This is a genomic window from Kribbella sp. NPDC023855 (genome assembly GCF_040639475.1).
Taxonomy (GTDB): domain Bacteria; phylum Actinomycetota; class Actinomycetes; order Propionibacteriales; family Kribbellaceae; genus Kribbella.
In genome coordinates this window covers 118,334-140,004 of record NZ_JBFAAA010000003.1, presented here as the reverse complement: position 1 = coordinate 140,004, position 21,671 = coordinate 118,334, and the positions used below count along the sequence as shown (strand labels likewise).

Below are 21,671 nucleotides of genomic sequence, written 5' to 3'. Positions count from 1 at the left end.
TGGTTGTAGTGAAAAAAGGTCGGGGATTACCTATAGCCACTATGCAAAGGGGTTGGGCCGCCGTATTCTCATGCAGGCTGACCGGTCTGTGAACGAGGGGGGCGAGGGGTGGCTGAGGTCCAGGTGCCGCACACCCATGATCGCGTGGAGCTGCGTGATCTCGCCGCTCTGGCCGGCGAGGGTGACCGGAACGCTCTGAACGATCTGCTCACCCGGGTCCGGGCGGTTGCCCACCGGTACGTGCGGTCGAGGCTGTGGACCTATCCCGGCGGCGCCGACATGGTCGATGACGTCGCGCAGGAAGTCTGCGTCGCGGTGTTCGGGGCGCTGGGCCGGTACCGGGACGAGGGCCGGCCGTTCGAGGCTTTTGTCTACGGCATCGCGGCCCGGAAGGTCGCCGACGCCCAGCGGGCGTTCGCGGTGGCCGACGTGTCGACGCCGGATCTTCCGGACGGGGCGGACGAGTCGCCGACGCCGGAGGAACACGCGGTCAGACACTCGGAGGTCCAGCACATCGTGGGGTTGCTGGACCGGTTGCCGGAGAAACTGCGGGAGATCCTGCGGCTCCGGGTGGTAGCGGGGTTGTCAGCCGAGGAGACCGGCCGGGCACTGGGGATGACACCGGGGGCGGTGAGGGTCGCACAGCATCGGGCGTTGAACACGCTCAGGGGGTTTGTGGGGCATGAAGCACAGTCGGAACGACGGGCAGGGGAGGAGCGACATGGCTGACCGTTTTGATCTCGACGCGATAGAAGCCGACGACGCGCTGCTCGATCTGCTCGCAGCCGGTGGGGAGTCCGCCTGGGAGGCGGGCGAGCACGACCCGGCCCTGAAACTGCTGGCCGGTCTGCGGCTCGCGGTGGAGGTCGAGGACGAGCTCCCGGTGGAGACGATCGACGATCCGGAGAGCTTCCTGGCACGCTGTGCCGCGATGACCCCGGTGATGGACCCGTTCGCCCGCAAGATGGCCGCGCGGAGCCTGGCGCTCGGCGTCGCCGCGGTGGCCGCGCTGTCGGTGTCCGGGGTGGCCGCGGCCGTCACGGGCGACCCGCTGTCGCCGTACGAGAAGGTGATCGAGAAGGTCGTCGACGGCCTGCGGGCGGAGACGAGCTTCCCGAAGGAACAGCTCGACGGCATGCCGGTGGTCGACAAGACCAAGATCGTCAAGGTCGCCAAGGACTTCGAGCAGAAGGCCAAGGACAAGGAAAAGGCGCAGTACGAGGAGCAGGGCCTGGCCGAAGTGCCGGCCCAGGCCGTCGTCGCGCCGAAGCCGCCGCTGGCCCGGCCGATCCCGCAGACCGAGCAGCAACTGCTGATCGAGAAGCCGATCTCGACCCTGCCTGCGGTGGAGCAGCCGACCGAGCCGGTCGCGCCCGAGCAGCCGAAGCCGACGGACCCGCCGACCACACCGGCCGATCCCAAGCCGAGCGACGACCCGACCGCGCCGACCGAGCCGAAGCCGACGGACCCGCCGACCTCGACGCCGACCGACCCGCCGACCACGACGCCGACCGACCCGCCGACCACGACGCCGACGACCACCCCGACGGACCAGCCGACCACGACCCCGTCGACGCCGGCCGGCAACAACAACGGTTCGACCGGCGACAACGGGTCGACCGACACCGGCAACGGCCAGACGGGCAACGGCCAGACGGGGAGCAACGGTTCGACCGGCGACACCGGCTCGACCGACACCGGCAACGGGTCGACCGACAACCCCAGCAACCAGCCGGGCACCCCGGTCACCCCGCCGACCACCGTGCCGAGCACCGGCGGCGACACCAACACCGGCGACACCAACACCGGCGACACCAACACCAACACGGGTGACACGAACACCGGTGGCGACACCTCTGGTGACCAGTCCGGCGATCAGAACACCGATCAGGACGGGCAACGCGACGACGACAAGCCGGCCGAGCCGGTCACCGAGATCGTCGCGAGCCTGCTGCCGTCGCTCCCGGTCGCGAGCAGCACGACGGTCGAGACGCCGCCGCGCCGCCTGCCGCAGTACGTCGGGAAGAGCGTCTCGTCCGTCGGCAAGCACTCCAATGGCAAGCCCGAGCTGGGCTGGGCCAAGGCGCGCTACGCCAAGGGCAAGCACTCCAGCGGCCGGTACGCCGAGGGGCAGCACGCCGCGATCGCCCGGGCCCACGGTTCGATGGCCCCGGTCACGATCCGGCAGATCCTGGGCGTGCTCAACACGCCGATGAGCGACCGCTGAACCACGCAGAGCAACCACTGAAGCACGCAGAGCGACCGCCGGGCACCTGGCCGGGCGGTCGCTGACCAGCCTCCCGGACGGGACCGATTCGGGCGGCGGGGGACCGGCGGCATAGGATGGGGTCCCGTTCTCGCCGTGCAAAGGTGCCTGCCTTCCTCATGGACATCACACCCTCCGGAGTTCCCGACAAGTTCGCCGTCCTCGGCCTGACCTTCGACGACGTCCTGCTGCAGCCCAACGAGTCCGACGTGATCCCGTCGGAGGCCGACACCAAGTCCCGGGTCAGCCGCAACATCGAGGTCAACATCCCGCTGCTGTCCAGCGCGATGGACACCGTCACCGAGGCCCGGATGGCGATCGCGATGGCGCGCCAGGGTGGCCTCGGCGTCCTGCACCGCAACCTGTCGATCGAGGACCAGGCCCAGCAGGTGGACCTGGTCAAGCGGTCCGAGTCCGGCATGATCGCCCAGCCGATCACGATCGGCCCGGACGCGAGTATCGGCGAGGCCGACGCGCTCTGCGCGCAGTACCGGATCTCCGGGGTGCCGGTGGTGGACCAGGCCGGTGTGCTGGTCGGCATCGTGACGAACCGCGACATGCGGTTCGAGACCAGCCAGGACCGCCCGGTGCACGAGGTGATGACCAAGCAGCCGCTGATCACCGGCAAGCAGGGCATCTCCGCGGACGATGCGATGGCGCTGCTCAGCAAGCACAAGGTGGAGAAGCTCCCGCTGGTCGATGCCGACGGCAAGCTGACCGGCCTGATCACGCTGAAGGACTTCGTCAAGCGCGACCAGTTCCCGCTGTCCACCAAGGACGAGACCGGCCGGCTGCGGGTCGGCGGCGCGATCGGCTTCTTCGGTGAGGCGTACAAGCGGGCGATGACGCTGGTCGAGGCCGGCGTCGACCTGCTCGTGGTCGACACCGCGCACGGCCACTCGCAGGCCCAGCTGGAGATCATCCGCAGGCTCAAGGCCGACCCGGCCACCCGCGACGTCGACGTCGTCGGCGGCAACGTGGGCACCCGGGCGGGTGCGCAGGCACTGGTCGACGCGGGCGCCGACGGCGTCAAGGTCGGCGTGGGTCCCGGCTCGATCTGTACGACGCGCGTCGTGTCCGGCGTCGGCGTACCGCAGGTCACCGCGATCTACGAGGCGTCCCTGGCGTGCAAGCCGGCCGGCATCCCGGTGATCGGCGACGGCGGTCTGCAGTACTCCGGTGACATCGCCAAGGCGCTCGTCGCGGGTGCCGACACCGTGATGCTCGGTTCCCTGCTCGCCGGTTGCGAGGAGTCGCCCGGAGATCTGGTCTTCATCAACGGCAAGCAGTTCAAGGCGTACCGCGGGATGGGTTCGCTCGGCGCGATGCAGTCCGGCGGCCTGCGCAAGTCCTACTCGAAGGACCGCTACTTCCAGAGCGATGTCGGCAGCGACGAGAAGCTGATCGCCGAGGGCGTCGAGGGCCAGGTCCCGTACCGCGGCCCGCTGTCCGCCGTCGCGCACCAGCTGATCGGCGGCCTGCGCCAGTCGATGTGGTACTGCGGTTCGCGCACCGTGCCCGAGCTCCAGGAGAAGGGCCGGTTCGTCCGGATCACCTCGGCCGGCCTGCAGGAGTCGCACCCGCACGACATCCAGATGACGGTCGAAGCGCCGAACTACTCCGGCCGCTGACCCGCCCGCTGACCGAAGGACACTGATGACCGAGATCGAGATCGGCCGCGCCAAGCGGGGCCGGCAGGCGTACGCGTTCGACGACATCGCGATCGTGCCGTCGCGCCGGACCCGGGACCCCGAGGAGGTCTCGGTGGCCTGGCAGATCGACGCCTACCGGTTCGAGCTGCCGATCCTGGCCGCGCCGATGGACTCGGTGATGTCACCGGCCAGCGCGATCGCGATCGGCAAGGCGGGCGGCCTCGGCGTCCTCAACCTCGAAGGCCTGTGGACCCGGTACGACGACCCGACCTCGCTGCTGGAGGAGATCACCAGCATCAGCAAGGAGCAGGCCACCACCCGGCTGCAGGAGATCTACTCGGCACCGATCAAGCCCGAGCTGATCTCCCAGCGGGTGCAGGAGATCCGGGACTCCGGCGTCACCGTGGCCGGCGCGCTGTCGCCGCAACGGACCAAGCAGTTCGCCAAGCACGTGGTGGACGCGGGCGTCGACCTGTTCGTCATTCGCGGTACGACGGTGTCGGCCGAGCACGTGTCGGGTCAGGCCGAGCCGCTCAACCTCAAGCAGTTCATCTACGACCTCGACGTACCGGTCATCGTCGGCGGGTGCGCGACGCATCAGGCCGCGCTGCACCTGATGCGGACGGGCGCTGCCGGAGTGCTGGTCGGCTTCGGTGGCGGTGCCGCGCACACGACCCGCAAGGTGCTCGGCGTGGCCGTGCCGATGGCCAGCGCGGTGGCGGACGTCGCCGCGGCCCGGCGGGACTACATGGACGAGTCCGGCGGCCGCTACGTGCACGTCATCGCCGACGGTTCGGTCGGCCGCTCTGGTGACCTGGCCAAGGCGATCGCCTGTGGCGCCGACGCGGTGATGGTCGGCTCGCCGCTGGCCCGCGCGAGCGACGCTCCGGGCGGCGGCTTCCACTGGGGTGCCGAGGCCTGGCACGCCGACCTGCCCCGCGGCGAGCGGGTCGAGGTCGGCGTCAGCGGCACGATGGAGCAGATCATGTTCGGCCCGTCCTTCGTCCCGGACGGCACGATGAACCTGGTCGGCGCCCTCAAGCGCGCGATGGCCACCACCGGCTACACCGAGCTCAAGGAGTTCCAGCGCGTCGAGGTCGTCGTCGGCTGAGTCTGCGAGGATTGACGGATGGGATGGTTCAAGCGTCGTACCGAAGCTGACAATGTCGCGCTCGCGGGGGCGCGGGAGCAGCTCACCTCTGACGACGTGGACCAGATCCGTTTCCTGCTGACCACCAAGAAGACCGTGTTCGCGGTCAAGTACGTGATGGATCGCACCGGGATCGAGCTCAAGCACGCGCGTGACCTGGTCGAGGACATCCGGCTCGGCCGCTACGTCCCACCGGTCGGCGACACCCCGGTGCTTAGGCGGCCGGGGTCCAACCTGGCCGAGCGCACCCGCGCGCTGAAGGCGTCCGGCGACCTGCACCAGGCCACCGCGCTGGTGGTCAGTGAGACCGGCATGACCGAGGTAGAGGCAGGCCTGTTCGTCGGCGCCCTCCGCGCCGACAACCGGCAAGACGGCTAGCCCAAGCCGGTCAGCCCAAGACTGTCAGCCCTTGACGTAGGACAGTTTCTCCGCGACCTTGCCGTCGCGCAGGCGCAGTACGTCGACCCCGCGCACGTGCCCGCGGCCGCCGTCCGCCTCCGCCCAGGAGAACTTCCACCGGACGATGGCCCGGTCGCCGAGCACCACCGACTCCTCGGTCTCGAAGCGCGGCTCGGCCGTGTCCTCGAACAGCTTCCGCCACTGCTCCCGTACTGCGTCCGCTCCCTCGAAGCGGGCCCCGTCGGGTGCCGGCGAGGTGGATTCGAAGACGCAGTCCTCGGTCATGTGCGCCATGATCGCGTCGACGTCACCGGCCGCGAAAGCCTCACCCAGCAAGGCGACGGTGGTGTGCCCGGGTGACCAGGCCGGATCCCGGCCGAAGGCGCCGAGCAGCGATTCGGTGGCGCTGGAGAAGCCTTCGACCCGCGGGCCGATCGCGCCGCCGCCGCGGTACAGCTCCTCGCGGTCCTTGAACCAGGACGCCACCGCGGCGACCGCCTCGGGATCGAGGTGGGCGTCACCGCCGATCGCGACCGCCAGGTCCCAGCCGTGCACGAGATGGTCGGCCGCGAGCTGGTTCGCGTACTCCTCGGCCGACTCCTCGCCGTACGAGAGCTGCACGGTGGAGCCCCGGAGTACGGGCTCGGTGACGGCGACTTCGGCGGCGCGGGCCGCGTGGCTCGCGGCCGCGGCGGGATCGTCGCCGAGCAGGTCGCCGTCGAGTGAGTCGCCGACCTCCTCGATGGTCCGGCCGGCCATCAGCGGTACGGTCCAGCGGTCTTCGCCGACCACGTGGTTGACCAGCGTGCGGACGTCCCAGTCCGAGCACGGCGTCGGGTTGTCCCACTGGTCGGGGCGGACCGCGGCCACCTGCCGGACGAAGTCCTCGCAGGTCCGGCGATGCAGTTCTACAACGTCCATCTTGACCTCCCCGTCAGCGCCAGCGTGCGCTCAGCCGGAGGTGAGGTCAACGGTTACAGCTGGGCCGCCGCCTCGTGGGCGTGCTGGGAGGCGGTGAAATCACCCTTCGCGGCGAGCAGGTCACCGTGGTGACGCAGGCAGGCACCGGCCAGGCTCTTCATCTCCTGGTCCGTCATCGTGAACGGGATCAGGGCGGTCGCCACCTCGGCGCTCCAGCCGGCCAGGTCGAGCGCCATCTCGGTCTGCCCGCTCGCGTGGTAGGCGCCGGAGATGTCGAGCAGGACCCGGGCCCAGACCGGCGCGTAGGTGCTCGTCTCGTACCGCATCCGGTGCGACTCGCGCTCGGACGAGATCGCGAACAGGTAGTGCGCCTCGAGCCCCAGCGTCAGCGCGGTCTCGGCGTCGTGCGCGAGCATCGGGCGGACCAGTTCGGCCAGCTCGGTGGCCCGTACTGCGGCCGACTCCGGGTCGGTCCGGCCGGACACCGTCGCCAGCGTCATCCCCGGCGCCGGCTCGCTCAGTGCGACCAACCGGTAGTACTGCTCGTACGGCCCGAGCTTGATCTCCGCCGACTCCAGAGCGGTGGTCAGCGACGGTGGGATGCCACGGTCGAGCTCTTCGGTGACGAGCGCCGCGGTCGCGGGATCGGTCGCGTACGCCGTCCGCAGGCAGTTCTCGCCTTCCAGGACCCGGCCGGCGATGCTGAGGTGCTTGCCCTTGCGGGTCAGCGCGGCCACCAGTGTGCGCAGGTCGGTCGCCGATTCGGAGTCGGCCAGGGTGTCGGCGGTGTTCAGCCCGATCTCGTCGGCCTCGAGCGCGAGGTCCAGCCGGCCGTCGGCGGCGTGGATGTCGGCCGAGACGGCCGCGGCAGAACAGAGATAGCGCGCATACGACAACGACTGCGAACTCGCGTTGATCTGGTCGGCCAGCTGCAGGAACAACTGGGTGGCCGCGTCGGCGGACGCGACGGCCAGCGCCGGATCGCCGTACCGGCGGAGGATCAGCGCGTTCATCGCGAGCACCCGGGCGAAGTCGGGCTGGTGCAGGATGCCGTCCTCGCCACCGACCAGCTGGCCGTACGCGATCACCGCGCCGTCCATCTCCAGTACTGCGGTCGCGCCGTACCCGCGATGCGCCTGCGTCATCGCGCGCCGGGCGCGCACGTCGGCCAGGAACGAAGTGCAGTCCAGGACCTCGGCATCGCTCAGTTCGGTGTAGCCGAGTTGGGCCTCGTGGAGCGCGGCAAGCGCTTCCTCGTGACGGCCCGAGGCGTTCAGGGAGCCGGCCAGCTCGTACTGCGTCGCCGCCATCAGGTGCTTGGCCTCGTAGTGGTCCGGGCGATCCCCGGCGCGCTCCCTGGCCAGTTCGATGACGCGTTGCTGGTACGGCCCGGCCTCGTCGGCGCGGCCTTCCTCGATCAGCACCTGGGCTGTCTGCAGTGCCTCGCCGAGCTCGTCCTCAGGGGGAGTCCACAACCCCCCGCTGTCCACCATCTTTACGTTCCACCCCTTCACAGGTTCAGTCGTTCACCCTAGCGCCATCACCCCTCATAGTGGGCCCATTCGTCACCACGACATCCAGGGACTGGCTGGCAGTTCCCTGCGTGCTGCGCGGCACTCGGCACGGCACCTCGCCGCACTGGAGCAAAGGCCACGATGCGCCGCATCGCTGCCTTCGCTCCAGCACGCCGAGCTACCGCACCGAGCACCTGCTCGCGACTGCAGGGAACTGCCAGCCAGTCCCGTACTGACACAACCTGTTACCCACAGGTAGCCTGGACAGATGAGCGAGCAGACTTCGATCCCTGCCGACCCCGAGCTCGACCCGACCGCGTCGTACGCGACCGACCAGTCGGTCATTCGCCGGCTGGCCGGTCTGTTGCGCGCCACGGCAGGCAGCCGTACCTCCTACGCGCCGGCAACCGGGCAACCGGTCGCCGAGCTGCCGGTGTCCAGCCCCGACGACGTCGTTACCGCCGTCCGGTCCGCGCGCCGGACCCAGCGCAGCTGGCGAGACACCTCGATGGCTGACCGCGCCGCCATCCTGCTGCGCTACCACGATCTGGTCCTGGACCACCGCCACGAACTCGTCGACCTGGTGATCGTCGAGTCCGGCAAGGCCCGTAAGCAGGCGTTCGAGGAGGTCGCGCACGTCGCGCTCACCGCCCGGTACTACGGCCGCAAGGGCGCCGACCTGCTCGCCCCGCAGCGCAAGCTGGGCATGTTCCCGGTGCTCACCCGCGCCGAGCAGCGGTTCGTGCCGAAGGGTGTCGTCGGCATCATCTCGCCGTGGAACTACCCGCTCAGCATGGCGATGTCCGACGGACTGCCCGCGATCATGGCCGGCAACACCGTCGTCCACAAACCCGACAGCCAGACTCCGCTGAGCGCCTTGCGTGCGGTCGAGCTGCTGTACGAGGCCGGACTGCCACGCGACGCCTGGCAGCTGGTGAACGGCGACGGCCCGACCGTCGGTGGCGCGATCATCCAGAACACCGACTACATCTGCTTCACCGGCTCGACCAAGACCGGCAAGCTGGTCGCCAAACAGGCCGGCGAACGCCTGATCGGCTGCAGCCTCGAGCTCGGCGGCAAGAACCCGATGCTCGTACTCCGCGACGCCGACGTGCACCGCGCTGCCGAGGGCGCCGTCCGTGCGTGCTTCAACAGCGCCGGCCAACTGTGTGTCTCGATGGAGCGGCTCTACATCGCCGACCAGATCTACGACGCGTTCATCACCGCCTTCCTCGACCGGGTGAAGCGGCTCAAGCTGTCGGCCGGCACCGGCTGGGACGTCGACATGGGCTCGCTGATCTCCAAGGCCCAGCTGGAGACGGTCAGCCGGCACGTCGAGAACGCCCGCGAGAGCGGGGCCGTAGTACTGGCCGGTGGTAAGGCCCGGCCGGATATCGGGCCGCTCTTCTACGAGCCGACCGTGTTGTCCGGGGTGACGCCCGAGATGGAGTGCTTCGACAACGAGACCTTCGGGCCGGTGGTGTCGGTCTACCGGTTCTCCGACGAGTCCGAGGCGATCCAGCGCGCCAACGAGGGCGAATACGGGCTGAACGCGAGTGTCTGGACCAAGGACGGCCGGCGCGGTCGCGCGATCGCGGCCCAGCTGGTGGCCGGCACGGTCAACGTCAACGAGGGTTACGCCGCGACCTTCGGCTCGATCGACACCCCGATGGGCGGCATGCGATCGTCCGGCCTCGGCCGTCGTCAGGGTGTGGAAGGCATCCGCCGGTACGTCGACCCGCAGGCGATCGCGACCCAGCGGCTGCTCCCGATCGCGGCCTCGCACGGCCTGAAGGACGAGGCGTATGCCGAACTGATGACCGGCGCGCTGCGAGTGCTGAAGAAGCTGGGCCGCGCATGAGCTTTGATCACGACGTCATCGTCATCGGCTCCGGGTTCGGCGGCAGTGTCAGCGCGCTGCGCCTGGTGGAGAAGGGGTATGACGTCGGAGTCCTGGAGGCCGGGGCGCGGTTCGAGGACCAGGGGTTCGCGAAGAACTCGTGGGACAAGAGCCGGTTCCTGTTCGCGCCGCGACTGGGCTGGTACGGCGTCCAGCGGATCAGCGCGCTGCGCGACGTCATCATCCTGTCCGGCGCCGGAGTCGGCGGCGGCAGTCTCGTCTACGCGAACACCCTGTACGAACCGCTGCCCGCGTTCTACGCCGACAAGCAGTGGGCCCACATCACCGACTGGAAGAGCGAGCTCGCCCCGTACTACGACCAGGCGAAGCGGATGCTCGGCGTCACCACCTATCCCGGCTTCACCCCGGCCGACCAGGTGATGAAGCAGGTCGCCGACGACATGGGCGTGGGGGACACCTTCCACCCGACGCCGGTCGGAGTGTTCTTCGGCGAGCCCGGCGTCGAGGTGGACGACCCGTTCTTCGGCGGCGCCGGACCCCGGCGTACCGGGTGTATCGACTGTGGCGAGTGCATGACCGGGTGCCGGCACAACGCGAAGAACACGCTGACCAAGAACTACCTGTACCTGGCCGAGAAGGCCGGCGCCGAGGTGTACCCGATGACCACGGTGACGTCGGTCGAGCGTCTGCCCGGTGGCGGGTACGCGATCGAGACCCGGCGGACCTCGAACCGGAAGGTGACACGGAGGTTCACCGCCGGGCAGGTGATCTTCGCCGCCTCCGCACTCGGTACGGCGAAACTCCTGCACCGGCTGCGCGACGAGGGCAAGCTGCCGCACCTGTCGGACCGGCTCGGCGTCCTGACCCGGACCAACTCCGAATCGTTGCTGGGGGCAATCGCCAGGGACCGGACGGTCGACTACAGCAAGGGTGTCGCGATCACCTCGTCGTTCCACCCCGACGAGATCACCCACATCGAGCCGGTCCGGTACGGCCGGGGCAGCAACGCGATGTCGCTGCTGCAGACCGTGCTGACCGACGGCGGCGGCACCAAGCCGCGCTGGCGGACCTGGCTGCGCGAGATGGGGGTGCAGCGGAGGAACCTGCGCCGGCTCTACGACCTGAAGCACTGGTCGGAGCGGACCGTGATCGCGCTGGTGATGCAGACCGAGGACAACTCGATCACCACCTACGGCAAGCGCGACCGGTTCGGCCGCTGGCGGCTGACCTCGAAACAGGGCCACGGCACCCCGAACCCGTCCTGGATCCCGGTCGCCAACGACGTGGTCCGGCGGATGGCGAAGATCATGGGCGGTACGCCGGGTGGCACCATCGGTGAGCCGTTCAACGTGCCGATGACCGCGCACTTCATCGGCGGTTGCGCGATCGGCGACTCACCCGCGACCGGCGTGGTCGATCCGTACCACCGGGTCTACGGGTACGAGGGGCTGCACATCGTGGACGGCTCGACGATCTCGGCCAACCTGGGCGTCAATCCCTCGCTGACGATCACCGCGCAGGCCGAGCGCGCGCTGTCGTTCTGGCCGAACAAGGGCGAGGAGGACCCGCGGCCGCCGCTCGGATCGGAGTACCGGAAGGTGGCGGCGGTCACGCCGGTGAAGCCGGTGGTGCCGGCGGATGCGCCCGGTGCGCTGCGGTTGCCGATTGTCGGGATCACCCAGCCGAAACAGGCTGTGACAAAACCGTGACGTTATGACAACAAAGCCCCGTGACCTTTGGGGGTCACGGGGCCAATGGTGTTCTTGGGAAAGTGAAAACTCCTCAGACTTTGCGTCGGAGGAGTTTTGGTCAGTGCCGGAAAAGGGAGCAGGCCCCTCGAGAACGTTTCCGCCCAAATCGTTTCCCGAGGGGCCTACTCAAGCCGGGGTGAGGCGCCCGGCGCTTTGGGATCGGATCGCCAGCCAGAGCTGGCGACCCGAGTTCGTGTTCCTCACTCTACTACCGATTCGGGCTATTTCGACCCCTTCGCGGTGACCGTAATCACTCTGCGTGCTGATCGTAATGTGCGACCTTTCAGTCGCTGCCCGTCATCGAGAAGCTGTGTTCTTGCGATCACCGCCTCTGCACACATCAACGAGGCCACTGAAGAGGGGTTACGAGGTTCCACAAAAGTTTTTGAAGAAACTTTGGCTGAGCCAGTTCCGGCCGAGGTGTTCCACGTGACGCCCCTCGCAGAGAAACCAGCCGACGCTGGCTTAGGGTGGGCCGACTGAGCCCGTGCGTGCTGCGCGGCACTCGGCACGGTAGCTCGGCGCACTGGAGCGAGGGCCACGATGCGCCGCATCGCTGCCCTCGCTCCAGCACGCCGAGCTACCGCACCGAGCACCTGCTCGCGACTGCACGGGCCCAGCCGGCCCACCCTTACTGTGGGCCGACCGTTCGATGAGGCAGGAGAACCATGAACGACATCCTCGATGTGGCGCGTGAGCAGGTTCTGGAGCGAGGGATCGGCCTCGACCAGGAGCAGCTGGTCGAGGTACTGCGATCGCCCGACGACGTGCTGGACGATCTGCTCGCGCTGGCGCACGAGGTCCGGGTGAAGTGGTGCGGCGAGGAGGTCGAGGTCGAGGGCATCATCTCGCTGAAGACCGGCGGCTGCCCCGAGGACTGTCACTTCTGCTCCCAGTCCGGCCAGTTCACCTCGCCGGTGCGCGCGGTCTGGCTGAACATCCCCGAGCTGGTCGAGGCCGCCAAGGAGACCGCGAAGACCGGCGCGACCGAGTTCTGCATCGTCGCCGCCGTCCGCGGCCCGGACGAGCGGCTGATGGCGCAGGTGAAGGCCGGCATCGAGGCGATCAACGCCGAGGTCGACATCAACATCGCCTGCTCGCTCGGCATGCTGACCCAGGCGCAGGTGGACGAGCTCAAGGCGATGGGCGTGCACCGCTACAACCACAACCTGGAGTCGGCCCGCTCGTACTTCGGTGACGTGGTCACCACGCACTCCTTCGAGGAGCGCTGGGAGACCTGCGTGATGGTCCGCGAGTCCGGGATGGAGCTGTGCTGCGGCGGCCTGGTCGGGATGGGCGAGTCGTTGGAGCAGCGCGCCGAGCTGGCCGCGCAACTGGCCGAGCTCGAGCCGCACGAAGTACCGCTGAACTTCCTCAACCCGCGGCCGGGCACGCCGTTCGGCGACATGGAGATCATGGCCGGCAAGGACGCGCTGCGCACGATCGCCGCGTTCCGGCTGGCGATGCCCCGCACCGTCCTGCGGTACGCCGGTGGCCGTGAGCTGACCCTGGGCGACCTCGGCACCCGCGAGGGTCTGCTCGGTGGCATCAACGCGGTCATCGTCGGGAACTACCTGACCACGCTGGGCCGTCCGGCGACCGCCGACCTCGACCTGCTGGCCGACCTCAAGATGCCGGTCAAAGAACTCCAGAAGACACTCTGACGCGATGGCCACAGTCCTGTACTGCGGTCACTGCGGCCGCGACACCACCGAAGGCAGCCACGACGCCTGCCGGCAGGCGCTCATCCTGGAACCACCCCGGTACTGCGACCAGTGCCGTCGCCGGATGATCGTCCAGGTTCGCCCGACGGAGTGGACCGCACGCTGCTCCGTGCACGGTGAACTGAACTCGGCCGGAGGGCCCGAGCTCTCACGGTAGGGTTGAAACATGCCCGACGCCGTGCCTCGCCTGCTGGTCGCCGTCTACGGACCGACCTCGGCGGGAAAGACCAAAGTGTCGGTCGACCTCTGTTTGCGGATCCGCGACGAGCTCGGGCTGGCGCCGATGGTCGTCTCGGCCGACTCGCGCCAGGTCTACCGGTACATGGACATCGGGACCAGCAAGACGACGCCGGAGGAGATGCGGGGGGTCCCGCACACGATGCTCGACGTCACCGAGCCGGTGCGGAAGCTGGAGCTGGAGACGTTCGTCGCCGAGGCCCGCAAGCACATGGACGAGTGCTGGGCCTCCGGCGGCGTGCCGGTGATCGTCGGCGGCACCAGTGTGTACGTCCGCTCGCTGCTGGAGGGCTGGGAGGTCGACGCGGTCGCCGAAGCCCGGAACGCGATCCGGCGGGACTTCCCGCGCAGCATGGCCGAGGACGCGTACGCCGTACTGACCCGGCTGGACAAGTCGGCGGCCGGCCGGATCCACGAGAACAACTACGACGCGATCGTGAACGCCCTGGCGCATGCCATGGGCAACGATCCGGACCGGGCCGGTACGTCGGTGGCCGCGCGGCAGGTGGTGCTCGGAGTCGACCGGCCCGCCACGGAGATCGATCGCCGGGTGGCGGAGACGTACGACTCCCAGGTCCAGCGCGGGCTGCGCGACGAGGTGCTGGAGCTCGACGAGCGGTACGACGTGCTGGCGCAGTACCGGAGTCTTGGTCAGAAGTCGCCTAACCAGGTGGTCCACACCCATGGCTACACCGAGTGGTTCGATCTGGCCGTGGAACGCGGCAAGCCGGTGGAGAACCTCGGTGCGGCCGAGCTGGACGAGGTCCGCGACCGGGTGGTCGAACGCATCCGCACCCACACCCGCCGCCAGCGCTCGGCGATCCCGAAACTCACCGGCGTCACGATGGTCCGCAACGACCGCGACGCCTTCGCCGCGGTGCAAGCCGCGCTGACAGCACCTGCACCCAAGCAGTCCGGGGGACCGAAACCGGCCGGGGGTTCGAAGGCCGCCGGTGGTGGTAAGCCGGCTCGCTCCGGAGGTGGCCGAGCGGCCGCGGGCCGCTCCGGCGGTCGCGGTGCCGGGAGCGGGAGCGGTCGACCACGCCAGGGCAAGCCCCGCCAGGGCCCCAAGCCGCGCTGAGCCGGCTGGAAAGCTGAGCCGGCTGGAAAGACAACGGCCCGGGTCAGGTGACCCGGGCCGCTCAGGACAAGGCGAGGGTCACTTGCCGCGGCCCTTGTTCTCCTTGGCCGCCTTCTTCTGGGCGGCGATGATGTTGCGGCCCGCGCGGGTGTTCGGGTTGGGGTTGCGCTGCTGGTCGGCCTGGTTACGAGCCTGACCGTTCTCGTGCTGGGTCTTGCTGGACTTGCTCTTGCTGGTCCTGTGCTCTTTGCCAGGCTTGCCGTTCTTGCCGAAGGCCATCTTTGCTTCTCCTCTATCGAGGCCACACCCGCCGTGGCTCGCTATCGTTCGTGGTGTTCGAACAGACGCTGAGTTCCGGCGCCCGGTTCCCTGCTGCTCGGAACGACGAAAACGTAATCACGGGGAGGGGTCATCCCACGCCGTACTGCGGGCGGCGGCGACCCAGTCGGCGGCTAGAGTTCTGGCGTGGTCAACGACACTGCCATCAACGTTCTGGCCGCGCTCGGTACGGCCAGCTGGTCGCCACCACAGGCAGTCTCGTACGAGGTGGCGCAGGAGGCCGTCCGGCAGGCCGTTGGCTACTACGCACAGCTGATCGCGCAGGAGGAGTCCGCGGCCGAGCCCGACACCGCCGCGATCGAAGGCTGGCGGGCCGAGCAGGTCGCCTGGGCCGGACGTCTGACCGAGCTGACCCCGCTGGACACCCGCGAGGTCAAGCGGATCCGCGCCGCCGCCGATGAGCTGCTGAGCGTCGACGACGAGGACGACGAGGACGACGACGAAGACGACGACGAAGACGACGAAGCTGACGATGAGGACGAGTCGGTGGACGAGGCCGATGGGGGTGGACCGGCGTGATCGAGTCGGGTGACGAGGACCGGCACGTCCTTGACCAGGCCGAGAGCGATCGGCTCTTCCGTGACCGGATCGTCCCGGACCTGCTCGACGGCAGTCCCCAGCAGATGCCCATCGTGCTCTTCGTCTGTGGCCAGCCGGGCGACGGCAAGGCGACCATCACGGCACTCGCCCAGGCGGTGCTGCGCCGCCGCGGCCGCCCGGTGGTCCTCAGCGCCCCGGCCTTCGAGGCCTACCACCCGCGCCTGTACGAACCGATCACCGACGTGGCCACGACGGGCGACAGGTACGTCCAGTACGACGGCCGGCGCTGGCTGGCCGCGGCCGAGGCGCTGACGATCCAGCGGCGGTACGACGCGATCGCCGAGTCCGAACTGGTCGATCCCGGCGCCTTCGCCGAGTCCGCCCGCCGGTTCAAGGCCGCCGGGTACCAGGTCGAGATTGCCATCCTCGCGGTGCACGAGGCGCACAGCCGGCTCGGCGTGCTCGAACGTCACATGCTCGCCCTGGAGGAGTTCGGCTTCGGCCGGTTCGTCGCGCAGCGCACGCATGACGCCGGCTACCAGGGCGTACGGCGGGCCGCCGACCTGGTCGATACCGGCGACTTCGCCGATCGGGTCGCCGTCCTGTGCACCGATGGCCGGCTGCTCTACGGCAACCAGCGCGATACCAGGGGCCAATGGCAACGACCCCCGGTCACCGGCGAGGTGATCAGCCGGGAGCGGGAGCGGCCATGGACCGTGGCGGAGTCGCGGTACTTCCTGGAGACCGTTTCGCAGGTCGGCCGGATCGGGCTGGCCGCACCGGTCCAGTGGGTCCGCGACGAGTCGGTCGACCAGGCCAGAGAGATCACCGCCCTGGCCCGGCACCGGTTGCACCCCGACGCGGTGACGTTGCACATCGCGACGGCCGGGACGTCGAGCTGACCGCCGTCGCCGAGATGCCGACCACACCCTGACCGTCGTCCCCGGATCACCAATTACTGTGGTGAATCCGCGAAGACGAAGGCAGGACACTGTGTCACAACCGGTGAACGCGTGGCGACGGACGGATTCGGCGTACGGGCGTGAGCTGCTCGCTCGGGACGCCGCGACGCTGTGGCATCCGTACTCGTCGATGAGCGAGCCGGCGCCGATGCGGCTGGTCCGGGGAGCGTCCGGCGTCCGGCTGCGGCTGGACGACGGCGCCGGTGGCACGGTCGAGGCGATCGACGCGATGTCGTCGTGGTGGTGCATGATCCACGGCTACCGGAACCCGGTCCTCGACGCGGCGCTGAAGGCGCAGGTCGACGACTTCAGCCATGTGATGTTCGGCGGGCTCACGCACGAGCCGGCGATCCGGCTGGCCGAGCGGCTGGTGGAGATCACGCCCGAACCGCTCCAGCACGTGTTCTTCTGCGACTCGGGGTCGGTCTCGATCGAGGTCGCGATCAAGCTCGCGCTCCAGTATCAGGTTGCCCGCGGCAACAATGGGCGGACGCGGATGCTGACCATCCGGGGCGGGTACCACGGCGACACGTTCGCGCCGATGAGCGTCTGCGACCCGGTGAACGGGATGCACTCGCTGTTCACCGGTGCGCTGAAGGAACAGGTCTTCGGGCCGCAGCCGCCGGCCGGGTTCGACCGGGCCGACGACGATCCGGAGTACCTGGCCTGGGCAGCGGCGATGCGGCAGGTCGCAGCGCAGTACCGGGAGGAGGTCGCGGCGATCGTTGTCGAGCCGATCCTGCAGGGGGCAGGGGGGATGTATCCGTACAGCCCGGCTTGCCTCAAGCTGCTGCGCGAACTGGCCGACGAGCACGGCTTCCTGCTCATTCTGGACGAGATCGCCACCGGATTCGGCCGCACGGGCACGCTTTTCGCCTCCGAGCATGCAGGCATCGACCCCGACATCCTCTGCGTCGGCAAGGCCCTCACCGGCGGCTACCTGTCGCTGGCCGCCACCCTCTGTACTACGGACGTCGCGCACACCGTGTCGGACGGACCGGGCGGGGCGCTCATGCACGGGCCGACGTTCATGGCGAACCCGCTCGCGTGCGCGGTCGCGCTGGCGAGTATCGACCTCCTTCTGTCGCAGGACTGGGCCGCGCGGGTCAGCTCGATCTCGGCGGGGCTGTCGGCCGGTCTGGCACCGGCGGCCGACCTGCCCGGCGTGAAGGACGTGCGAGTGCTCGGCGCGGTCGGCGTCGTCCAGCTCGGCGGCCCGGTGGACATGGTCCGGGTCACGGACGCCGTACTGCGCCGAGGCGCGTGGGTCCGCCCGTTCCGCGACCTCGTCTACACGATGCCGCCGTACCTGTGCACCGACGAAGAGGTCACCACCATCACCACCGCCATCACCGAAGCACTTGCCGAGGGCAACTGATGACGGAAGAGCGGGGGCTGAAGGCGGCGGCGGATGGTCATGCAGGGGTGCTCGGGGCGTGGCTGGCGCCCAAGGCGGCGGCGCTGGAGGCTCGCGGTCTGACCCGGCGTCTGCGGGCCAGGCTCGCTGGTGAGCGGTTGATCGACCTGGCTGGGAACGACTATCTCGGTCTTGCGCGCGACCCGAGGGTGGTGGAGGCGGCCGTGGCTGCCGTTCGCGAGTGGGGGACCGGTGCGACGGCTTCTCGTTTGGTCACTGGGACCACCGCGTTGCATGCCGAGTTGGAGTCGTCGCTGGCGGCGTACACCGGCAATGAGTCCGGGCTCGTCTTCTCTTCCGGCTACCTGGCCAACCTCGGCGTCATCACCGCTCTCGGTGGCCCCGGCACGCTTCTCGTCTCGGACGAACACGTCCACGCGTCGATCGTCGATGCCTGCCGGCTCGCCCGCTCGCGAGTGGAGATCGTCCCGCACAACGACGTAGAGGCAATCGAGAAGGTACTTGCCGAGCGCAACGAACCCCACGCGCTGGTGCTGGTCGAGTCCGTCTACAGCGTCCTCGGCGACGCCGCCCCGCTGACCGCTCTGTCCGAGGTCGCCCGGCAGAACAACGCGGTGCTGATCGTCGACGAGGCGCACGGCCTCGGCGTCACCGGCAACGGCCGCGGCTCGGTCACCGCCGCCGAGCTCGCCGGCAGCGACCACGTCATCACCACCATGACGTTGTCCAAGGCAATGGCCAGCCAGGGCGGCGTCGTGCTGGGCCCCGCCGTACTGCGCGATCACCTGATCAACCGGTCCCGGGCTTTCATCTTCGACACCGCCCTCACCCCAGCCTCCTGCGCCGCCGCCCTCGCCGCGCTCCACGTCCTGATCGAAGAACCGACCCGGCCAGCCACAATCCACACCGCAGCAGCTCGCCTGGCCTCAGCCTGCGGAGTCGCCCCCTCCTCAGGCGCCGTCGTCTCAGTCCCCATGCCCGGCCCCCGCGAGGCCGTCAAATCAGCCGACCTATGCCTGACCAACGGCGTACGAGTCGGTGTCTTCCGGCCGCCATCAGTTCCGGACGGCATCAGCCGCCTTCGCCTCACCGCCAGGGCGGGCCTGACCGAGGCGGAACTGGAACACGCCTGCGCGGTACTCAGCGAGGTCTGCGCAGCTCACGCCGCGAGCTGATCCCCAGCTTGGCGAAGACGTTGCGCAGGTGGTACTCGACCGTCTTCGGGGTGACGTGCAAGCGGGCGGCGATCTCGCGATTGGTGAGGTTGCCCAGGACGAGGTCAGCGACCTCCTGCTCGCGGCTGGTCAGTCCATGGTCTGCCCCAGGCGCGGATCGGCCCTCCAGTTCGGTGAGATCGGCTGCTGCTCGCCGCCGGTAGGGAAGCGCGCCGAGCGCGGTGAAGCAGTCGCCGGCGGCGGCCAGCCACTTCGCGGCGCCGGTGGTGTCGCCGAGGGCGAGTAGTTGGCGGCCGTGAGCGTGGAAGAGCAGGCCGTCGGCCAGTCGAGGTCGTGGTGCGAGGTAGCGGGTGAGGAACTGCTCGCTCATCGACAGCGCCCGCCGGATGTCGCCTCCGGCCTCCACCTGCTGGGCGGTCAGCCGGATCAGAGTGCTACCCATCAGCGCCATCCCGCGAGTTCTGACGCGGAGGGCGGCGAGCTCTCGCGCGGCCTCGGCCAGCTCACCTTCGCGCTGAAGCCCTTCGATCAGAAGCGGGCCCCACCAGGAACTCCACCATTCGTGCAGACCTGCCGACTCCGAGCGCGACCCGCGCAGCCCTGGCACTGCACTCAGTGCCTGCAGCATCCCGGAGCTGTCGTCCCGAGCCTGGCAGAGCAGCGCGGAGGCGATCGCGGCGTACCGGAGATCCTGGGGTCCGCCGATGCGCTGTGCGGCCTCCCCGGCTCGGTGCACCAGGCTCTCGGCGAGTCGCCAGTCGCCCCGGGCAGAGGGAACCAAGGAGGCGGCCAGGGAGCGCAGTACTTCGTTCATCAGCGGTTCGTCGTCGTCCGCGAGAAGCGCGGCGGTCCGCATCGTCAGCAGGCTCTCGTCCCACTCGCCGGACTCGTACTGAACGGCGGCCAGGTAGCAGTGCGGCTGAACACCCGACAGCATCGGTACGCCGGCCAGTTGCCGGCGGACCACCTCGGCGAGGTCACCCCGTGCCTCGTCGGCCAGGCCGAGCTGCGCCCGGATCGCGCCGCGGCAGGCCAGTGACTCCAGGTCCCGATTGGGGACGTCGGACGCATGGCCGGCCAGGAAGCGGAGCTCGTCCAGGCCGGCCGCCAGCCCGGAGCGCCGGACTCGCAGGACGGCCAGCACGCAGCGGATGTAGTCGCGCTGTGGTGCAGGCACACCGTCCGCGTCCAGAGTGAACGCGGCATAGCTCAAGGCTTGGCCGAGGTCCCCGCGCCAGGCCCGGATGGTGGTCAGTCCGGAGGCGGCGGAACCCCGGATCCAGCCGCGGCGGCTGAGCTCGAAGGCCTCGGTCAGGTGCTGTTCGGCCAGGCCGCGCTCGCCGACCAGGTAGAGCTCGCACAAGCCCAGCGCGAGCGAGCGCAACGCGGAGGGTGCGCACCGGGCAGCCCGGTCGTAGTCGTTGCGGGCCCGTCCTCGCGTCGAGCTGAACATCGAGTGCACCATCGCGGTCAGGAAGAGGCGTTCGCGCTGATCGCTGCCCGGCGTGACGTCGGCGGCCCAACTCAGCAGGGTCGCCGAGGTGCCGTAGTTGCCCTGCTCTGCTTCACGTCCGGCCGCCTCCTCGAGCTCTGCGGCCAGGCCGGCGTCCGGCGAGCTCAGCGCCGCGACGCGGTGCCGCCAGGCCAGGACGTGCTCGACCGTCGTCGCCGCTCGTTGGTGCAGCTCGTACCGGCGTACCGGGGTGAGGTCGGTGTAGATGGTCTCGCGTTGCAGGTCGTGGCTGATCGCGACCGGGCAGGCCGGGGCTGAGGGGAACCAGGTGGCCAACCCGGCGTCGATGGCCGGCCCCAGCGCGGCGTGGGCATCGTCGACACCGGCCACCTCGGCGACCTGGGCCAGCGGCGGCCGGCCCCCGAGGACGGAGAGTGCCTCGAGCAACAGTCGCGACGACTCCGGCAACTTCGCGAAGGTACGCCGTACGGCCGAGGTGACCGAGGGCGGGACCGCCAGCCACCAGTCGGTCGTGGTGAAGCGTTGCGTGAAGAGCTCGGTGAGCAGGGTCCGGAGCAGGAGCGGATGGCCACCGGTATAGGTGTGCAGCCGTCTGGCCGCCCCGGACGGCATTTGAACGCCGGAGATGGACTTGGCCAGCTCGGCGACGTCCACCAGGTCCAGGCCGCCCAGCTCCAGTCGCAGGTCGGTCGGGATGCCGTGTACCAGTTCCTCGACCTCGCGGTCGGGTGAGCGGCCGGCCAGGACTACCAAGAGCTGCACGGCCCACATGCGGCGCAGTACGTAGCGCAGGGTCTGGCGGGAGGCTTGGTCGGCCCACTGCAGGTCGTCGACCACCACAGCGATCGGCGAGTGACGCTGCAGGTCGCCGAGCAGCCCGAGCAACTGACTGCCGACAGCGATCGGGTTGGCCTCGGGCGGAACCCCGCCGGCCAGCGAAGGCGTCCTGGCTCGGAGATCCGTGGGAACCCGGCTCAGCAACTGGTCGATGACGCCCAGCTGCAGCATCTGCTCGGCCGGATCGCCGGTGGCCCGGAGTACGGCGAAGTCCTCCAGCGTGGCGACGAACCGGCGGATCAGGCCCGACTTGCCGATCCCGGCCGGACCGCGCAGTACGGCGGTCTGGTGCTGGCCGGCCCGGACCTTCTGGGCGAGCTCGGCCAGCTTGGCCAGCTCGGCGATCCGGCCGACGAAGTCACGGTCCGCGGCCGGACCGGGATGGCCAGAACACATAGCGCCTCGACTCG

General features: G+C 69.5%; 18 protein-coding genes. 14 read left to right on the top strand and 4 right to left on the bottom strand.

The annotated features are described in order from the left end of the window. The first annotated feature begins 123 nt into the window (after nt 1–123). The 5 genes from shbA (at nt 124) to AB0F51_RS11335 (ending at nt 5,446) form a co-directional block, all read left to right on the top strand. Nucleotides 124–729, top strand: a complete 606-nt coding sequence (gene shbA / locus AB0F51_RS11355; RefSeq protein ID WP_360279710.1) for an RNA polymerase sigma factor ShbA — start codon at nt 124–126, stop codon at nt 727–729. Next, entirely contained in the window at nt 722–2,227 is a 1,506-nt protein-coding gene (locus AB0F51_RS11350; protein ID WP_360277649.1) for a hypothetical protein, read from the top strand. The genes shbA and AB0F51_RS11350 overlap by 8 nt, the downstream gene beginning before the upstream one ends. A gap of 158 nt (nt 2,228–2,385) precedes the next feature. Continuing rightward, on the top strand, nt 2,386–3,897 hold the full coding sequence (gene guaB, locus AB0F51_RS11345; RefSeq protein ID WP_360277646.1) for an IMP dehydrogenase: 1,512 nt from the start codon (nt 2,386–2,388) through the stop codon (nt 3,895–3,897). A 25-nt stretch (nt 3,898–3,922) separates the two neighbouring features. Beyond that, nucleotides 3,923–5,029, top strand: a complete 1,107-nt coding sequence (locus tag AB0F51_RS11340; RefSeq protein ID WP_360277643.1) for a GuaB3 family IMP dehydrogenase-related protein — start codon at nt 3,923–3,925, stop codon at nt 5,027–5,029. Between the two features lie 18 nt (nt 5,030–5,047). Next, nucleotides 5,048–5,446, top strand: a complete 399-nt coding sequence (locus AB0F51_RS11335) for a hypothetical protein (protein WP_360277640.1) — start codon at nt 5,048–5,050, stop codon at nt 5,444–5,446. Nucleotides 5,447–5,470: 24 nt separating this feature from the next. On the opposite strand, the gene AB0F51_RS11330 is transcribed toward AB0F51_RS11335, so the two are convergent. Both AB0F51_RS11330 and AB0F51_RS11325 read right to left on the bottom strand, forming a co-directional pair. Then, nucleotides 5,471–6,388 (bottom strand): TIGR03086 family metal-binding protein, encoded by a 918-nt coding sequence (locus AB0F51_RS11330; RefSeq protein WP_360277637.1) that lies wholly within the window; start codon nt 6,386–6,388, stop codon nt 5,471–5,473. A gap of 53 nt (nt 6,389–6,441) precedes the next feature. Next, nucleotides 6,442–7,881: a hypothetical protein gene (locus AB0F51_RS11325; protein WP_360277634.1), complete on the bottom strand. Its 1,440-nt coding sequence runs from the start codon at nt 7,879–7,881 to the stop codon at nt 6,442–6,444. A 289-nt stretch (nt 7,882–8,170) separates the two neighbouring features. Between AB0F51_RS11325 and AB0F51_RS11320 the strand changes: the two genes are divergently transcribed. The 5 genes from AB0F51_RS11320 (at nt 8,171) to AB0F51_RS11300 (ending at nt 14,556) form a co-directional block, all read left to right on the top strand. After that, nucleotides 8,171–9,763, top strand: a complete 1,593-nt coding sequence (locus AB0F51_RS11320; protein ID WP_360277631.1) for a succinic semialdehyde dehydrogenase — start codon at nt 8,171–8,173, stop codon at nt 9,761–9,763. Then, the gene (locus AB0F51_RS11315; RefSeq protein ID WP_360277628.1) at nt 9,760–11,472 is read left to right on the top strand and encodes a GMC family oxidoreductase; all 1,713 of its coding nucleotides are present in this window, start codon (nt 9,760–9,762) and stop codon (nt 11,470–11,472) included. Before AB0F51_RS11320 ends, AB0F51_RS11315 begins: the two co-directional genes overlap by 4 nt. A gap of 710 nt (nt 11,473–12,182) precedes the next feature. Then, nucleotides 12,183–13,178 (top strand): biotin synthase BioB, encoded by a 996-nt coding sequence (gene bioB / locus AB0F51_RS11310; protein WP_360277625.1) that lies wholly within the window; start codon nt 12,183–12,185, stop codon nt 13,176–13,178. Between the two features lie 4 nt (nt 13,179–13,182). Further along, nucleotides 13,183–13,395, top strand: coding sequence for a hypothetical protein (locus tag AB0F51_RS11305; RefSeq protein WP_360277622.1), 213 nt, complete (start codon nt 13,183–13,185; stop codon nt 13,393–13,395). A gap of 9 nt (nt 13,396–13,404) precedes the next feature. Beyond that, nucleotides 13,405–14,556 (top strand): hypothetical protein, encoded by a 1,152-nt coding sequence (locus AB0F51_RS11300; RefSeq protein WP_360277619.1) that lies wholly within the window; start codon nt 13,405–13,407, stop codon nt 14,554–14,556. A gap of 78 nt (nt 14,557–14,634) precedes the next feature. Here AB0F51_RS11300 and AB0F51_RS11295 read toward each other — a convergent pair whose 3' ends face one another. Further along, nucleotides 14,635–14,835 carry a hypothetical protein gene (locus AB0F51_RS11295; protein ID WP_360277616.1) on the bottom strand — a complete coding sequence of 67 codons (201 nt, stop codon included), beginning with the start codon at nt 14,833–14,835 and terminating at the stop codon, nt 14,635–14,637. Between the two features lie 186 nt (nt 14,836–15,021). Between AB0F51_RS11295 and AB0F51_RS11290 the strand changes: the two genes are divergently transcribed. From AB0F51_RS11290 to AB0F51_RS11275, 4 genes are all read left to right on the top strand, one after another. Continuing rightward, a complete protein-coding gene (locus tag AB0F51_RS11290; RefSeq protein WP_360277613.1) occupies nt 15,022–15,414 on the top strand; it encodes a hypothetical protein in 393 nt (130 codons plus the stop codon). Next, nucleotides 15,411–16,337 (top strand): zeta toxin family protein, encoded by a 927-nt coding sequence (locus AB0F51_RS11285; protein WP_360277611.1) that lies wholly within the window; start codon nt 15,411–15,413, stop codon nt 16,335–16,337. Before AB0F51_RS11290 ends, AB0F51_RS11285 begins: the two co-directional genes overlap by 4 nt. 91 nt (nt 16,338–16,428) lie before the next feature. Further along, entirely contained in the window at nt 16,429–17,775 is a 1,347-nt protein-coding gene (bioA, locus tag AB0F51_RS11280; RefSeq protein ID WP_360277608.1) for an adenosylmethionine--8-amino-7-oxononanoate transaminase, read from the top strand. Then, on the top strand, nt 17,775–18,950 hold the full coding sequence (locus AB0F51_RS11275) for an 8-amino-7-oxononanoate synthase (RefSeq protein WP_360277606.1): 1,176 nt from the start codon (nt 17,775–17,777) through the stop codon (nt 18,948–18,950). Before bioA ends, AB0F51_RS11275 begins: the two co-directional genes overlap by 1 nt. Here the strand turns inward: AB0F51_RS11275 and AB0F51_RS11270 are convergent. Continuing rightward, on the bottom strand, nt 18,916–21,657 hold the full coding sequence (locus AB0F51_RS11270; RefSeq protein WP_360277604.1) for an AAA family ATPase: 2,742 nt from the start codon (nt 21,655–21,657) through the stop codon (nt 18,916–18,918). The two genes, AB0F51_RS11275 and AB0F51_RS11270, sit on opposite strands and share 35 nt — an antisense overlap. Nucleotides 21,658–21,671: the final 14 nt, after the last annotated feature.

Excerpts from the sequence above, each read along its gene's own strand:
- AB0F51_RS11350 (WP_360277649.1), top strand. The coding sequence starts at position 722 with ATGGCTGACCGTTTTGATCTCGACGCGATAGAAGCCGACGACGCGCTG.
- guaB (WP_360277646.1), top strand. The coding sequence starts at position 2,386 with ATGGACATCACACCCTCCGGAGTTCCCGACAAGTTCGCCGTCCTCGGC.
- AB0F51_RS11340 (WP_360277643.1), top strand. The coding sequence starts at position 3,923 with ATGACCGAGATCGAGATCGGCCGCGCCAAGCGGGGCCGGCAGGCGTAC.
- AB0F51_RS11335 (WP_360277640.1), top strand. The coding sequence starts at position 5,048 with ATGGGATGGTTCAAGCGTCGTACCGAAGCTGACAATGTCGCGCTCGCG.
- AB0F51_RS11330 (WP_360277637.1), bottom strand. The coding sequence starts at position 6,388 with ATGGACGTTGTAGAACTGCATCGCCGGACCTGCGAGGACTTCGTCCGG.
- AB0F51_RS11325 (WP_360277634.1), bottom strand. The coding sequence starts at position 7,881 with ATGGTGGACAGCGGGGGGTTGTGGACTCCCCCTGAGGACGAGCTCGGC.
- AB0F51_RS11320 (WP_360277631.1), top strand. The coding sequence starts at position 8,171 with ATGAGCGAGCAGACTTCGATCCCTGCCGACCCCGAGCTCGACCCGACC.
- AB0F51_RS11315 (WP_360277628.1), top strand. The coding sequence starts at position 9,760 with ATGAGCTTTGATCACGACGTCATCGTCATCGGCTCCGGGTTCGGCGGC.
- bioB (WP_360277625.1), top strand. The coding sequence starts at position 12,183 with ATGAACGACATCCTCGATGTGGCGCGTGAGCAGGTTCTGGAGCGAGGG.
- AB0F51_RS11305 (WP_360277622.1), top strand. The coding sequence starts at position 13,183 with ATGGCCACAGTCCTGTACTGCGGTCACTGCGGCCGCGACACCACCGAA.
- AB0F51_RS11300 (WP_360277619.1), top strand. The coding sequence starts at position 13,405 with ATGCCCGACGCCGTGCCTCGCCTGCTGGTCGCCGTCTACGGACCGACC.
- AB0F51_RS11295 (WP_360277616.1), bottom strand. The coding sequence starts at position 14,835 with ATGGCCTTCGGCAAGAACGGCAAGCCTGGCAAAGAGCACAGGACCAGC.
- AB0F51_RS11275 (WP_360277606.1), top strand. The coding sequence starts at position 17,775 with ATGACGGAAGAGCGGGGGCTGAAGGCGGCGGCGGATGGTCATGCAGGG.
- AB0F51_RS11270 (WP_360277604.1), bottom strand. The coding sequence starts at position 21,657 with ATGTGTTCTGGCCATCCCGGTCCGGCCGCGGACCGTGACTTCGTCGGC.